This is a genomic window from Herbaspirillum rhizosphaerae, from assembly GCF_001189965.1.
In the GTDB taxonomy this organism is placed as follows: domain Bacteria; phylum Pseudomonadota; class Gammaproteobacteria; order Burkholderiales; family Burkholderiaceae_D; genus Herbaspirillum; species Herbaspirillum rhizosphaerae.
The window spans coordinates 40,997-55,481 of sequence record NZ_LFLU01000002.1 but is presented as its reverse complement, the minus strand read 5'-3'; the positions used below and the strand labels follow the sequence as shown (position 1 = coordinate 55,481).

At 60.6% G+C, this 14,485-nt stretch carries 15 protein-coding genes; 9 read left to right on the top strand and 6 right to left on the bottom strand.

Translation table 11 applies throughout. The annotated features are described in order from the left end of the window. The first annotated feature begins 50 nt into the window (after window positions 1-50). The 3 genes from AKL25_RS03005 (at window position 51) to AKL25_RS02995 (ending at window position 4,854) form a co-directional block, all read left to right on the top strand. Window positions 51-3,539 carry an ATP-binding protein gene (locus AKL25_RS03005; RefSeq protein WP_050476599.1) on the top strand — a complete coding sequence of 1,163 codons (3,489 nt, stop codon included), beginning with the start codon at window positions 51-53 and terminating at the stop codon, window positions 3,537-3,539. Then, the gene (locus AKL25_RS03000) at window positions 3,517-4,533 is read left to right on the top strand and encodes a response regulator transcription factor (protein ID WP_050476177.1); all 1,017 of its coding nucleotides are present in this window, start codon (window positions 3,517-3,519) and stop codon (window positions 4,531-4,533) included. Before AKL25_RS03005 ends, AKL25_RS03000 begins: the two co-directional genes overlap by 23 nt. Window positions 4,534-4,638: 105 nt before the next feature. Further along, window positions 4,639-4,854 (top strand): hypothetical protein, encoded by a 216-nt coding sequence (locus AKL25_RS02995; protein WP_050476176.1) that lies wholly within the window; start codon window positions 4,639-4,641, stop codon window positions 4,852-4,854. Window positions 4,855-4,880: 26 nt separating this feature from the next. On the opposite strand, the gene AKL25_RS02990 is transcribed toward AKL25_RS02995, so the two are convergent. Together AKL25_RS02990 and AKL25_RS02985 are read right to left on the bottom strand one after the other, a co-directional pair. Continuing rightward, a complete protein-coding gene (locus AKL25_RS02990; RefSeq protein WP_167541848.1) occupies window positions 4,881-5,687 on the bottom strand; it encodes a TauD/TfdA dioxygenase family protein in 807 nt (268 codons plus the stop codon). 67 nt (window positions 5,688-5,754) lie between these two features. Continuing rightward, window positions 5,755-6,414 carry a peroxiredoxin-like family protein gene (locus tag AKL25_RS02985; protein ID WP_050476174.1) on the bottom strand — a complete coding sequence of 220 codons (660 nt, stop codon included), beginning with the start codon at window positions 6,412-6,414 and terminating at the stop codon, window positions 5,755-5,757. A gap of 186 nt (window positions 6,415-6,600) precedes the next feature. Here AKL25_RS02985 and AKL25_RS02975 point away from each other — a divergent pair, with 186 nt between their 5' ends. Next, the gene (locus tag AKL25_RS02975; RefSeq protein WP_050476172.1) at window positions 6,601-7,485 is read left to right on the top strand and encodes a LysR family transcriptional regulator; all 885 of its coding nucleotides are present in this window, start codon (window positions 6,601-6,603) and stop codon (window positions 7,483-7,485) included. A 38-nt stretch (window positions 7,486-7,523) separates the two neighbouring features. Here the strand turns inward: AKL25_RS02975 and AKL25_RS02970 are convergent, their stop codons facing one another. Beyond that, complete coding sequence (locus AKL25_RS02970) at window positions 7,524-7,715, bottom strand: hypothetical protein (protein ID WP_050476171.1); 192 nt, start codon at window positions 7,713-7,715, stop codon at window positions 7,524-7,526. Between AKL25_RS02970 and AKL25_RS02965 the strand changes: the two genes are divergently transcribed. Continuing rightward, complete coding sequence (locus tag AKL25_RS02965) at window positions 7,714-8,082, top strand: hypothetical protein (RefSeq protein WP_050476170.1); 369 nt, start codon at window positions 7,714-7,716, stop codon at window positions 8,080-8,082. The two genes, AKL25_RS02970 and AKL25_RS02965, sit on opposite strands and share 2 nt — an antisense overlap. A gap of 31 nt (window positions 8,083-8,113) precedes the next feature. On the opposite strand, the gene AKL25_RS02960 is transcribed toward AKL25_RS02965, so the two are convergent. Then, window positions 8,114-8,857: a helix-turn-helix domain-containing protein gene (locus AKL25_RS02960; protein ID WP_050476169.1), complete on the bottom strand. Its 744-nt coding sequence runs from the start codon at window positions 8,855-8,857 to the stop codon at window positions 8,114-8,116. Window positions 8,858-9,031: 174 nt separating this feature from the next. Between AKL25_RS02960 and AKL25_RS02955 the strand changes: the two genes are divergently transcribed. From AKL25_RS02955 to AKL25_RS02940, 4 genes are all read left to right on the top strand, one after another. Beyond that, complete coding sequence (locus AKL25_RS02955; RefSeq protein ID WP_050476168.1) at window positions 9,032-9,478, top strand: hypothetical protein; 447 nt, start codon at window positions 9,032-9,034, stop codon at window positions 9,476-9,478. A gap of 41 nt (window positions 9,479-9,519) precedes the next feature. Then, window positions 9,520-10,305 carry a DUF2145 domain-containing protein gene (locus tag AKL25_RS02950; RefSeq protein WP_050476167.1) on the top strand — a complete coding sequence of 262 codons (786 nt, stop codon included), beginning with the start codon at window positions 9,520-9,522 and terminating at the stop codon, window positions 10,303-10,305. A 277-nt stretch (window positions 10,306-10,582) separates the two neighbouring features. Beyond that, window positions 10,583-10,867, top strand: a complete 285-nt coding sequence (locus AKL25_RS02945; RefSeq protein ID WP_050476166.1) for a DUF4148 domain-containing protein — start codon at window positions 10,583-10,585, stop codon at window positions 10,865-10,867. A 464-nt stretch (window positions 10,868-11,331) separates the two neighbouring features. Continuing rightward, on the top strand, window positions 11,332-11,601 hold the full coding sequence (locus tag AKL25_RS02940) for a hypothetical protein (protein ID WP_050476165.1): 270 nt from the start codon (window positions 11,332-11,334) through the stop codon (window positions 11,599-11,601). 347 nt (window positions 11,602-11,948) lie between these two features. On the opposite strand, the gene AKL25_RS02935 is transcribed toward AKL25_RS02940, so the two are convergent. Beyond that, entirely contained in the window at window positions 11,949-13,394 is a 1,446-nt protein-coding gene (locus AKL25_RS02935) for an FAD/NAD(P)-binding protein (protein ID WP_050476164.1), read from the bottom strand. A gap of 8 nt (window positions 13,395-13,402) precedes the next feature. Continuing rightward, window positions 13,403-14,341: a TauD/TfdA dioxygenase family protein gene (locus tag AKL25_RS02930; protein WP_420840699.1), complete on the bottom strand. Its 939-nt coding sequence runs from the start codon at window positions 14,339-14,341 to the stop codon at window positions 13,403-13,405. Window positions 14,342-14,485: the final 144 nt, after the last annotated feature.

Here is a 14,485-nt window from a genome sequence, read left to right as displayed (position 1 = left end):
ACGGCAATGGCCCCAGCGATGACGGCCGCCACCATGAACGCGAGCAAAATGTGACCAACCCCGCGATACAACGCATCGTCAAAGTCCGGCGCGACTACAACACCTGGGTCGCCAACGAGACGCTGGAAGACTACGCGCTGCGCTATACGCCGCGCTCGTTCCGGCGCTGGTCGGAGTTCCGCCTGGCCAATACGGCCCTGGGCGCGACCTCGTTCCTGGCGCTGGAAGCGATCAGCGGCGCCATCACCCTGAGTTATGGATTTACCAACACCTTCTGGGCAATCGCCTGCGTGGTGGTGCTGTTCTTCCTGACCGGTTTGCCGATCAGCTACTACGCCGCCAAATACGGCGTCGATATGGATCTGCTTACGCGCGGCGCCGGCTTCGGCTACATCGGCTCGACCGTCACCTCGCTGATCTACGCCAGCTTCACCTTCATCTTCTTTGCGCTGGAAGCGGCCATCATGGCGCAGGCCATCGAAATCTATTTCGGCCTGCCGCTGGTGTACGGCTATGTGTTGTGCTCGCTGATCGTGATCCCCATGGTGGCCTACGGCATCACGCTGATCAACCGCCTGCAGATGTGGACGCAGCCGGTGTGGATCGTGCTGCTGACGCTGCCGTATATCTGCGTGCTCTATAAAGAACCGGAAGCGCTCACCAACCTGATCACCTTCGCCGGCCGCGCCGAGGAAGGCGGTTCTTTCAACATCTATCTGTTCGGCGCGGCGGCGACGGTGGCTTTTTCGCTGATTGCCCAGATCGGCGAACAGGTCGACTTCCTGCGCTTCCTGCCGGAGAAAACGCCGGCCAACCGCGGCCGCTGGTGGACCGCACTGCTGCTGGCCGGGCCGGGATGGATCCTTCTGGGCGGCGCCAAGATGCTGGGCGGCGCGCTGCTGGCCTTCCTCGCGATCCAGCATGAAGTGCCGATGGGCAAGGCGGTGGAGCCGACCCAGATGTACCTGATCGGCTATCAATACGTGTTCTCCAATCCGGCGCTGGTGCTGGGCGCGGTCGCGCTGTTCGTGGTGGTGTCGCAGATCAAGATCAACGTCACCAACGCTTACGCCGGTTCGCTGGCGTGGTCCAACTTCTTTGCGCGGCTGACGCACAGCCATCCGGGCCGCGTGGTGTGGCTGGTGTTCAATGTGCTGATTGCGGTGCTGCTGATGGAGCTCGGCGTGTTCAATGCACTGGAACACGTGCTGGCGCTATACAGCCTGGTGGCGATTTCGTGGATCGGCGCGGTGGTGTCGGACCTGGTGATCAACAAGCCGCTGAAGCTGAGCCCGCCGCACATCGAATTCAAGCGCGCGCATCTGTACGACGTCAATCCGGTCGGCGTCGGCGCCATGGCGATTGCGTCCATCCTGTCGGCGATTGCCATGTCCGGCGTGCTCGGCAAACTGGCGGCGGCGATGTCGCCGTTCATCGCGCTCGGCACCGCCTTGCTGATGGCGCCGTTGATCGCCCTCGCGACAAAGAGCCGTTATTACATCGCGCGCAAGGACACATTGCCTGAACATCTTCATACGGGAAAAGATTCGGATCATCATCACGCCGAACTCGAATGCGTCATCTGCGGCAACCAGTTCGAAACACCGGACATGGCGCACTGCCCGGCCTATCAGGGCGCGATCTGCTCGCTGTGCTGTTCGCTCGACGCGCGCTGCAACGATCGCTGCAAGACGCCGGCGGCGCGCCTGCCGAACCAGGTATTCAGCGCCTTGCAGGCCTTGCTGCCGGCGCGCGTCACGCTCAAGCTCAACACCCGCATCGGCCACTACCTGATCGTGTTCGGCCTGATCTCGGGCGGGCTGGCGGTGGTGCTGTGGATGCTGTATTTCCAGCAAATGGCCGGCATCTCCGGATTGACGCCAAGCGGTCCCGATTCCATCCAGAGCATTTTCATCAAGCTGTTCTGTACGCTGCTGGTGCTGATCGGCGTCGGATCGTGGTGGCTGATCCTGACCAACGAAAGCCGCAGCGTGGCGCATGAAGAATCGGAACGCCAGACCAATTTGCTGCTGCAGGAAATCGAGGCGCACAAACAGACCGACGCCGAACTGCAACGCGCCAAGGAAGCCGCCGAATCCGCCAACCTGGCCAAGAGCCGCTTCGTCACCGGCATGAGCCATGAGCTGCGCACGCCGCTCAACAGCATCCTCGGCTATGCGCAAATCCTGCATGTGGATGCGACGATTCCGCCGGCGCGCAAGGATGCCATCGCCGTGATCCGCCGCAGCGGCGAACATCTGCTGAGCCTGATCGACGGCCTGCTCGACATCGCCAAGATCGAAGCCGGCAAGATGCGCCTGGCCTCGGACGAACTGGCGCTGTCGGAATTCCTCGAACAGATCGCCGGCATGTTCGCCCCGCAAGCCGAACAAAAAGGCCTGAGCTTCCGCTTCGAAAAAACCGGCCGCATCCCGCACATCGTGCACGCCGACCAGAAGCGCCTGCGCCAGATCCTGATCAACCTGCTCGGCAACGCCGTCAAGTTCACAGACCGCGGCAGCGTGACGGTACACGTGCGCTACATGCGCGAGATCGCCTACTTCGACATCATCGACACCGGCATCGGCATTGCCGACAACGATCTGGAACGCATCTTCCTGCCGTTCGAACGCAGCAACGCCGCCAATTTGCGGGAAGACATCGGCACCGGCCTGGGCCTTGCCATCAGCAGCATGCTCACGCACATCATGGGCGGCGAGCTGGCGGTCAAGAGCAAGGTCGGCAGCGGCAGCAGCTTCCACCTGAAGATCTACCTGCCGGAAGTGCACGTGCCGCGTCCGCGCCTGAAACTGGAAGACCAGATGTCGGGCTACATCGGTCCCTCGAAACGCGTGCTGGTGGTGGATGACCAGGCCTCGCAGCGCCTGCTGCTCAAGGAAATGCTGCTGCCGCTGGGCTTCGACGTGGTGGAAGCCGACGGCGGCATCGCCTGCCTGGAAGAGCTGGCACGGCGCACGCCGGACCTGGTGCTGCTCGACATCGCCATGCCGCTGATGGACGGCTGGTCGGTGGCGCGCGCCATCCGTGCGCGCGGGCTGACGCAGTTGCCGATCATCATCGTCTCGGCCAACGCCTTTGAGAGCGGACACGAACGTAGCAACGACGGCATTGATCCGCCGCTGTACAACGACTTCGTCGTCAAGCCGGTGTCGTACAACGAGCTGCTGTCCAAGATCAAGCAGCAGTTGCGCATCGACTGGGTGTCGTCGCCCGGGACGTCGGAATCGGCGCCGCCGCCCATACCGTTCTCCACGCCCTCCGTACTTGAGAAAAAAGCCGTCACGGCCCAGCCGATGATGCTGGTGCCCTCGCAGGAAAAACTGCAGGCGCTGCTGGAGCTCGGCGACATCGGTTACGCCAAGGGCATCCTCAAGAAGCTCGACGACATGGAACAACAGAACTCCGCTTACCTGCCCTTCACCACGGAACTTCGGCAACTGGTCAAACAGTTTCGCCTGAATGAATATGTCACCCGTATCAAGGAGATGATTCGTCATGATGTCAACAACGTTCGATAGGCATGTCGTCCTGATCGTCGACGACAAGCCCGACAACCTCGCCATGCTGTCCGATTCGCTCGACGAGAGCGGCCACATCGTGCTGGTCGCCACCGACGGCATGAGCGCGCTGGAGCGGCTCGACTACATTACGCCGGACCTGATCCTGCTCGACGCCATGATGCCCGGCATCGACGGTTTCGAAACCTGCAAGCGCATCAAGCTGATCAAGAGCGTCAACCACGTGCCGGTGGTATTCATGACCGGGCTGACCGAAACCGAACATGTGGTGCGCGGCTTCGAGGTCGGCGGCATCGACTATGTCACCAAGCCGATCAAGCCGCAGGAGGTAGTAGCCCGCATCGGCGCCCACATCAAGACCGCGCGCATGATGTCGCAGGCGCGCGGCATGCTGGAACACGCCGCGCATGCCGTCATCGTCCTGAGCGGCAACGGCCTGCCGCTGTGGCAGACCAGCAAGGCTTCGCTGTGGCTGGAGAAATATTTCCCCGCCGGGGCCGGCGCCACGCACAAATTGCCGATGACGCTGCAATCCTGGCTCAACGAAAGCCTGGTGCGCCAGCGTCAGGGCAATGGCGACATCCGCCCGCTGGTGATGACGCAAGGCGGCTGCGAACTGCGCATCGCCCTCTCCGCCGCCGGCCAGGGTCACGAGATCACCTTGCTGCTGGAAGAAAAGAACCTTGCCGCCGATGCCGCAACCAGCACGCCGGTAGCGGCAATGCATCCGGCGCTTGCCAACGAGGGCTCAGCCAATCCGCCGGCGCCGGGAAGCTTTCATCTGACGCCGCGCGAAAGCGATGTGCTGATGTGGCTGGGTAAAGGCAAGACCAACCGCGACATCGCCGACATCCTCGGCATGAGTCCGCGCACGGTGAACAAGCACCTCGAACACATCTTCGTCAAACTCGGAGTGGAGACCAGGTCGGCAGCGGCGGTGATGGCGAGCGGCGTGCAGCAGACGCCGAGGAGCGGCAGCGGGATGCTGCAGTGAGATTTGCTTAAGCCGGCTTTCAGGCACATGCGTCTGGCAAGAAGCAGCATGATCCGTTACAGTAACGGACGTATTTCTCTTGCATCAGCATCCGACAGCAATCGCATGAAAGAATTTTTCTGTTCCCTGGCCATGGCCACGATCTTCTGGATTCCGGCCACCGCCGCCGTCTTCGCGATCGCGGCGGCCATTCCGCTGAAAAGCGTGGGCACCGCCATCAGCGGCGCCATCTGCCTGCTGGTGGCGCTGCTGTTTCGCTTCTTCATCAAACAGATCGCCAAAGACCAGGTCGAACGGCGCGAATTCGATCGCGCCGACTGAACGTACAAACCGGCAGACACTCCCTCTCAGCCTGCGACTGCCTGCCTGGCATCAGCATCGGCGTGCTCCGCTTCCCAGAACGCGCCGTCGCCGCGCACCGTGGTGCGATTGAGCACCCGGCGCTGCAGCGGCGACAAAGGCGTGGCCCGATGCGCGACGCGGAAATTGTCCGCCACCACGAAGTCGCCTTCCGTCCACTGATGACGATACACCGCACCTTCACGCGAGAAGTGGCGGTCGATGGCCGCGATCAGCGTTTCCGTCTCGTCCCGCGGCATGCCGACGATGCTGTCGGTCAGGCCGACGTTCAGATACAGAGCTTCCACGCCGGTATGCGGATGCGGCATCACCAGCGGATGCACCACGTGATTGCGATGCGTGGTCTGCAAGCCATGGACTTGCGCCCTGAGTTCGTCCGGCAAGCTGCGATAAGCCGCCTGCAGATCGGTGAACAAAGTATCGCCGCCGACATCGGGACGCGCTTCCAGATGCCATAGCGAGATCGGCGTCGGCACCGCGCGGAAGGAGCCGTCCGAATGCCAGTAGCGGCCCACGCCAGTGTAGCCTTCGGTGGCGCGGCTGGCGACGCGGAAGATTTGCGGATAGCCGGGAATCTGGCTGGCGGTCGGCGGAAACTCTTCCAGCGCGCCGAACACTTCCGAGGCGGCGATCTGCGCCTGCGGCGTCAGCACCGGGCCGGGAATGACCAGCAGGCCGTATTCCAGCAAGGCGTTCTGCAGCGTTTGTTGCGCCTCCGGATTTTCATCCAGGCGGGCCAGGTCGACGTTGTTGATGCGGGCGCCGAAACCGGTGTCCAGGGGAATGATGTTCATGATGCTTCCTTTCTTCATCGGGACGCTTGCAGCAGCGCAGGCGTCCTTCGGTTCAATGCGGCAACGTTCAGGCGGCCTGCAGGACATGCAGCATGTCTTGCGGTTCCGGACGCTGGGTGTAGTCGGGGTTGACCTCGGCGTACAGGATGGCGCCGTCCTGGGCGATCACGTAGCGCGCCGGCATCGGCAAGGTCCAGCTGTCGTCGCCGTTGAAAGCCGGCAGGTCGTTCTTGCGCATGGTGTACAACTCGATCAGATAGTCGGGCAGCGCAAAACGCAGGCCGAAGGTGGCAGCGACGTCGTTGTGCGTATCGCTCAGGATGGGAAATTCCAGATTGTTGTTGCGCACCGACTTGCGGCTGTTGGGCGCCGTCTGCGGCGAGATTGCGACCAGCTGCGCGCCGGCCGCCTGAAAGGCGGGCAATGCTTCCTGCAGGGCTTGCAACTCCATATTGCAGTACGGGCACCAGACGCCGCGATAAAAACTGAGGATCAGCGGACCTTGCGCCAGCAACGCCGCCGACGACACCGGCTTGCCGTCGGGATCCTTGAGCGTGAAGGACGGCGCCTTGTCGCCGGCCTTCAGCGCGCGGCCGGCCTGGCCGGAGGCGATCAGTTCGGCGGTGGCGCGGGCCATGACCGGGTGGATGGCGGCGGGCGCGTTGTAAGGCGGCTTGCCGGCGACGAAATCGGCTTTGAAGGCGTCCAGCCTGGCTTGCAATGTCATGGTGAGTCTCCGGCTTAGGGATCGGGATTGCGAAAATGCAATCGACGGAGGCATCTTCTGCCAATCGGGCAAGCCTGGGAACGCAGGCGGACGGCATATGATTCATTCCCACAAGGAATACAGAAGGCCGGACAAGAACGAAATCGCCGGTCCCGGTGCTATGATGAATTCCATGGAGGAATACAAATGGACAGGCTGAATGCGATGGAAACCTTCGTCAACGTGGTCGAATCGGGCTCGTTCTCGGGCGCCGCGCGCCGGCTGGAGATAGGCCAGCCGGCCGTATCCAAAACGATCGCGCAACTGGAAGAACGCCTCGGCGTGCGGCTGCTGTTGCGCTCCACCCGCGGCCTCACGCCAACCGAAGCCGGCCAGCGCTTTTACGAACGCGCCCTGCGCACGATTGAAGACGCCGACGAAGCCGAGCGCAGCGCGCGCGACGCCGGCACCGGCTTGTCGGGACCCTTGCGCATCTGTGCGGCAGTGACGTTTACCCGGCTGCGCATCCTGCCCTATCTCAAGCCTTTCCTTGACCTGCATCCGCAGCTGAGCCTCGACATCGTGCTCGACGACCGCCACATCGACATGCTGGAAGAAGGCATCGACGTTGCGCTGCGCATGGGCGCGCTCACCGACTCCGGCATGACGGCGCGCAAGATCGCGCAGAGCCCCCGCTCGGTGGTCGGCACGCCGTCCTACTTTGCCAGACACGGCATGCCCGCCACGCCGGCGGATCTGAGTTGCCACAGCGCCGTGATCTACGGCCAGGCCGGCGGCGGCAGTTGGGAATTCCGGCGCGGCAGCACCGAGGTGTCGGTCGCCGTCAGCGGCCGCATCAAGGTCAACGCCGCCGAAGGCGTGCGCGCCGCCGTGCTGGCGGACATGGGGCTGGCGATTTCGTCGGAATGGATGTTCGAACCGGAACTCGCCAGCGGCGAGCTGCAACGCGTGCTGACGGAATGGGCCTTGCCGCCGGTCGACTTGTGGGCGGTCTATCCGGGCGGACGCATGGCCAGCGCCAAGGCGCGCGCCTTCATAGCCTATGTTGAACAATTGCTATCGACCCGATAGGAAAAATTGTTGGCTGGGATGCACGCCCGGACAATCATTTAGCACGACCGTTTCATCACGGCAAAACCCGCCACCAGCATGGCTTGCAGGCCGACCGACAGCACGCACCCGGCGGCACAATATTGCCCCCCGGACTCACCCTGCCGCTTACCAACCTTCTCATCAGGATTTCCCTGATTTTGTTGATTTTTCAGCTCAATTAGAGTTGGTTCAACGGAGGGAAAAACCATGAAGAAAATCCATGTTGCAGTAACACTTGTGATCCTCGCAGGAGGCTACCTGAACTGGGCCAAGGCAGTGCATGCCGCGGCATCCGGACAACTCGGCGTATCGGCCATGGTGACCGAACGATGCCGGGTCGACTTCAGCGAAGGCAGCGCCGATTACTTCCAGTCGTGCTCCAGCATCGACGTCAAGGCATCGGAAAAAGCCAGCAACGTTCTCGGCGAACTGATTGCCGTGGACGCCAGCGCCGACCCGTACTATCTCGATCGTGTGCCCGAATCGATGGCGATGGCGACACCGAACTCGCCCCCCCAGGCCGCGACGCCAAACCGGCGAGCCGGCGCGCCGAAAGTCGTCACGATCAACTACTGATATCCGTCGCAGCCGATCTTCGTCGCCCGGATTATTTTCCTTGCTTGCGCTGCAAGGCCTTGAACGCTTCCGGCGTCCAGGGCCTTAGCGCCACGATGAGGCTGGTGCCGAAGCGCTGTTCCAGTGGCAGTTCCAGATCCTGATGGTGCAGCGCCGAGAACTCGGCGCCCAGGCGGCGCATATGCTGCTGGATGACCTCATTGCTGGTCTGCGACAGCATGCCGCTGACCATCATCATCCGTTCACCCTTGCCGTCGAAGCGCGAATTGAAGAAATCGTTTTTCAGCTGCGCGCGGAAATACTGCTGAATGGGGCCGCCCGGCAGCCATTGAAAATCCGGCGCCACGCGCACCCGGATCTTGTTGTTGGGCAGCAGCTCGATGATGCCCAGCTTGTCCAGCCGCGCCAGCAGCCGGATGCATTCCGCCTTGGTGAAGGCGAAGGCGTCGATGATTTCTTCCAGAGTCCAGTGGTTGACCGCGTGCACCGCCATCAGCAATAGCCGCGGATCGGCGACCAGCTTGCTCTCCTGCTCGTGCGTCAGTTGCACCGGCACGGCGGACTCGTGCGCCACCATGCGCGCCAGGTCGCTGATCTGTATGTTCAGCAGCGAACAGATCTGGTCGAAGCGCTCCAGCGTAAAACTCTTTTCGGCGAACACGCGCTTGACGCTGGCTTCGCTCAGCCCCAGCCCCTTCCCCAGTTTGGCGTAGGTCACGCCGCGTGCTTTCAATACGTTTTTCAATGCGCCGACGAGCGCGTCTGCCTGGGCCATGTCGTTCTCTCTGGACAGTGAATGGGGAGCGATCTGTCGATAGTATCGTATTCCAATACTTAATTAATTATTTAACGATTCCATTCGCGTCAATTCCGCATATTCCAATACCGCTGCTACAGTCCGCCTGCGTTCAACGACGCGCTTCCCGATAACTCAACAAGAGAGAACAACATGAACAAGCCGACACTGTCCTGCAGCAATCCATCCTCTTCTTTTTCTTTCCTCCGCACGCTTGCACTGAGCTGCGCGCTGTCATTCAGCCTGCTGTCCAATCCGGCCGCTGCGCAATCGACCGCCAGCGACGCTTCCGCCATTTCGGTCGTGGCATCGGTGGTGGCGCCGGCGATGTTCATTTCCGAAGGCGGCGAATACCTGGTCAAGGGCGTGGAAGCATCAGGCAAGGGTTCGGTCTACGTGCTGGAAAAAATCGGCACCGGCGTGCGCGGCTCGGTCACCGTCAGCACCAATGTCAGCGGCGCGGTGTCGGTCGGCGTCGGCGCCAGCATCAAGGTTACGGCGACATCGGCCGGCATGTTGCTGGTCAGTGCAGGACAAGTGCTGGCGATCATTCCCAATGAACTGGGCAAGGCGCTCATGAAGAGCCGGAAAATTTCCTGATCGCCGATCGTCGCCATCTGCCACACCACAGGGAGAACAACATGTACAAGAAACTCTTGCTCGCCGCCGCAACGGCCCTCGCACTCTTGCTGCCGGCGCTCGGCCATGCCGGACAGGGATGCGAGCAGAAACCGCCCGCCGCCGGCATGGTCACCCAGGGCATTGCGCTGGCGGTCAAGACCGTCGAACAACTCGACGCCAGCGGCGCCGAGGTCGTGATCATCGGGCGCGCCGGGCAGGACCTGAGCAAATACAAGCAGCATTACTCACATCTCGGCTTCGCCTACAAGGACAACGGCAGCTGGACCATCGTGCACAAGCTCAACGAATGCGACACGGCGCTCAGCAATATTTATGAACAGGGAATGGGCCAGTTCTTCCTTGACGACCCGTACCGCTTCGAGACGACCATTGCGGTGCCGACACCGGAAATACAGCAAGGCCTGCGCGCCGTGCTTACCGATCCGCGGAAAGTCCTGGCCGAACATACGCCTAACTACAACATGCTGTCCTATGTGTGGAGCACGCGATACCAACAGTCCAATCAATGGGTGCTGGAAACGCTGGCAATGGCGCAAGAATCTTCCATCCGCAATCGCGAGCAGGCACAGGCGTGGCTGAAGTTCAAAGGCTACCAGCCCACGGTGCTGACGCTGGGTCCGATGACGCGGCTGGGCGCAAGGATGTTCAAGGCCAACATTGCCTTCGATGATCATCCCAACGAGAAACGTTTCAGCGATCGCATAGAGACCATCGGCGCAGATTCTGTATTCGCCTTTCTGGAACAATCGGGAATGCAGCTCTCGCGCATCGTTGTCAGCCTCTGAGCATGATCGCCGCAATGCCTTATCCGGCAAGGCATCGCGGCGACATATCCCTTATCGCGGGCGGTATTTTTCTCATCCGCCGGCGCCTTCCAGTTAGACGATCTGCTTATATCAGTCATTCTATTTTCGGATATCGCTGAAATATCTGGTTGCAAAACAAAACTCCGATCCCAGATCGGTAGTGAGCCCAGATGAACCCTTCCGGTTTCACTTCATGGCTTCACTTTTTTGCCGCATTTACATCATTTGCATCAACCATTTACTCAGAGAGAATAAAATGAACATCGCTAAAATTATCGCCGCTACAGCCCTGATCGCCGCCGCCGGCTCCGCTTTTGCTGAAACCCAATATCCGATCGACAAGCCTTTCGTTTCCACCAAGACTCGCGCCGAAGTCGTCGCTGAAGTCAAGCAAGCCGGTGGCGATCTGGGCCGTCGCAACTATCAGGAAACTTTTAACCCTGCACCTGTCGCGTCGTCCAAGACCCGTGCTGAAGTCGTCGCAGAACTCGGCCGCGGCGGTAACATCGCCCGCGCCAACTACCTCGACACCACACACTAATCGGTTGCATCACATGTCGATGACAGACAGTTCGCTCCCGGCGTAATGCCGCCGGCGAACTGTCTTTGTTGATTTCTTTTTCCTGTTCTTCTGCCGCCGTCTGCCGAGTCTTGCGCAGATGCGTACGTACGCCTTCTTGCAGTGACGCTATCTGCAACAAGCGCATCCGATTTTCCTCCCGTGTTTTTTCTTCTCTTTTTCTCCGTTTTTCGCGTAAGCAAAGTCGTAAACAGTCGTTCCCAATATCACGCCGGATTTTTATACTCGCTGTGCGCGCACGAACGCCTGGACATCCGTTCACACAGAAAAAATGACGTGACGAATTGTGCAAAAAATTGCCGATGGCGATTCGCTGGCGCGCCGATAAAAGTGTGATACATTCACCGACTTGCTCCACCTGGATTCGGGGAGTTATGCTCCCCGGCTTTGGTTATAACCGGCAACCCTTATAAGAATAATCGACGATGAAATCGAACACCCCGGGCGGCAAAGCTCCCGCCCACGCAAGCATCTTCGCGCAAGACATCAGCCTGGCATGCCCGCACTGCGGACAGCTCATGCTGCAGCTGTCTCCGGACGCGCGCCCGATACAGGAAAAGAAAGTGGCCTGCCCGTCGTGTTGCAAACAAAGCAAGATGGCAAAACTGAAAACCAGCAGCGGCGATACGTATCAGCTTTACATCCGCCAGATCGATCCGAACGCGCGCATCGGTATCTACAGTTACAAAAAATAAATTATTTTCTTTGAGCCGGTCCGGCTCAACAATAAAAGCCCCGCACGTTGCCGTGAGGGGCTTTTTGAATTTGTGGTGCAGAAAAATACAGTACGAAAAAATACAGCGCCGACACATGAGTAGATTCGCGCGGCCCAGTGCTATCTGCAAAGTGGCCGCGCTTTGAATCTGCTCACATGTCGACGCTGCCGACATGAGGACGATGCTGCGGGAGTAAGCACCGTCCTTCCTGCAACTACATTGCAACATCACAAATCATGAAGCAGAGAGGAGAGACTCCACTATATCGCTCTTGCTTCAACGCATCCAATAATCAATCCGAGTATGCATGCTCGGATTTGTCATGATCAGGCGGCGTCGCGCGCCTCTTCATCCGCATACTGTCCAGCCGCATCCAGCAGCGGCGCCAGCAATACCGCCTGCCGCAGCAATTCGGCAATGGTGCCTGATTCGAACAGCACGCCACGCAACGGCAAACCCATGGTGGAAATATTGTCCGACGTTTTGCCGTCGACGCCGATTACCGCCAGCGTCTGCGGATCCGCATCGATGCCGAGTCCGAGCGCGCTCGGGCGCACGTATCCCTTTTCCAGTAATCGCGCCAGCAAAGGCTGATCGCTCACGCGCTTCCATACATATTCAAAGCCGGTGCAGTTGATGACGGCATCGCTACGCAAGACAATTTCTGCGGATTTCCCGCGCAGGCGCACCGATACATCCAGCCTGCCGTCTTCGGCGGAATGAACCGCAGTCGGCGTACCCGTATGCAAACGCACGCGACCGGCTGCGCGCACTGCATCGAACACGGCTGCGCTCGGCGGCGGCACGCGGTGCAGGAACATGTCCCAGTAGGCACGCACATGACGCATGAAACGTTGTCGCTCGATCAGCGACGCCCCCTGCCACAGGCGCGTCAGATGCGGCCGTACTGCAAGCACCACGCGCTGCCAGTCTTCGCCTTGGGCTTTTGCTATGGCGATCTGCGCACGCACCGCGCGCAACACTGCACGTACGGAAACCGGCGCAGCCACATCCGTCAGGAATTCCGGCCATGCCTGCGCCTCATTGCGTCCGACCGGCACCAGGCCGCGGCGCGAGACAACCTGATAGTTTCCGCGATAGCCGCGGGCTTCCAGCGACACCACCGCGTCGATCATGGTCAGACTGCTCCCGACCAGCAGCACATCCTCGACATTCCTCAATTTGTCGAGCGCCTCGGGATGCCACGGATCGGCGAGATAACGTCCGTCATCGTGCAGATCCGGCGTAACGGCAAACCCCGGTTTTGCCTTGAATACACCAGGCGCCAACAAGACATGATCGGCAAGAAATTCACGACGCGCATCGACCTTGATGCGCACCCGATTGTGCTCCTGCACAATGTCGTCGACACGCGCCAGTACATGCTCCAGTTCGACGTCGGGCGCTGCGGCATTCAGTGCTTCGGCGAGTTCAGAGCGAATGTAATCGCCATATAACCAGCGTGGTGCAAACGCCAGCAACCGGTCGTCGAAATCGCGCCAGCCGGAACGATTGGCGCGTGTCTGCAGCCAGTCGGCAAAATGACTGGCGTCGTCCGGCCGCAGGCTGAAGGCCTTGGCCGGCCCGTTCAGACGATGACTGAAATCAGTGGTGCCATAGGCAACGCCGCGTCCCAGTTCCGGATTGGGGTCGAAGATGCGGATCACCAACGGGCTGCGCGCCTGGCGAATCAGGCGAATCGCCGCCAACGTTCCCGACATGCCGCCGCCGATGATGGCCACCGAGCGCGGCGAAATTTCAATGCGTGGCATCGGCGCTCCTACTCGACGCTATGCGCGACGACCGGTTGCCCTTCGATACTGACCGAAGACCTGCCGTCAGGGCCGACCGGCACATCGCCGACCAATGTGATGCGATACAGCTGACGTTCAAAGTCAGTGTCATAAATATCGACCGGCGCCAGATGCGCGGTGGAGCGGTTGTCCCAGAACGCCAGCGAGCCCTCTTCCCATTTGAAGCGCACCGTGTACTCGGGACGCACCACATGCTCGAACAGCAGCGCCAGCAATTGTTCGCTCTCGCGCGGATGCAGGCCGACAATGTTCTTGAGAAAACCGGGGCTGACATACAGCGCCTTTTCGCCGGTCTCGGGATGCACGCGCACCAGCGGATGATGACTGACCAGCGGCGTCGCTGCGACCTTGTTGACGAAGTCCTGCGTGGCGCGATTACCTTCGGGCGGCGTGAAGCGGTGCTCGCCCTGCAAGGTGTCGACGAAGGCGCGCAGCGCCGGCGACAAACCCTGGTAGGCCGCCACCAGATTGGTCCATTGCGTGTCGCCGCCGTAAGGCGGAATCGTCACGCCGCGCAGTATCGATGCCGCCGGCGGATTGACCGCGGCGGTGACGTCGGTGTGCCAGCCGGTCCACGGACGCACCAGGCGTGGGCCGTCGAAACGACTCTTGAAACGATCGCGGCCGACCGAATAGATTTCCGGATGGCCCGCCTCATAACCGAACACCGGATGTCCCACGGTCAGGTCGCCGAATTGCTTGCCGAACGCCACATGCTGCGCGTGGTCCAGCGGCTGATCGCGGAAGAACACCACCTTCCATTGCAGCAGCGCCGCGCGGATCTCGGCGACGGCGGTCGGGTCGAGCGGCGCGCGCAGATCGACGCCGGAAATCTCTGCGCCGATATGCACCGCCTGCGGTTTTACGCGAATCTTTTCGTAAGTCGGAACAGTCTTGCCTGCAATTGCGTTCATGTCGCCTCCGGTCGTCGATGTAAACCATATCGCGGCAGCCGGATATGGTGGGTGCGATCAATTATAGGAAGCGGGATACAAGCGAGTCCAAGAAGGAATTCGCATAACTTTAGAAGACAAATTGCCGCATGAAAA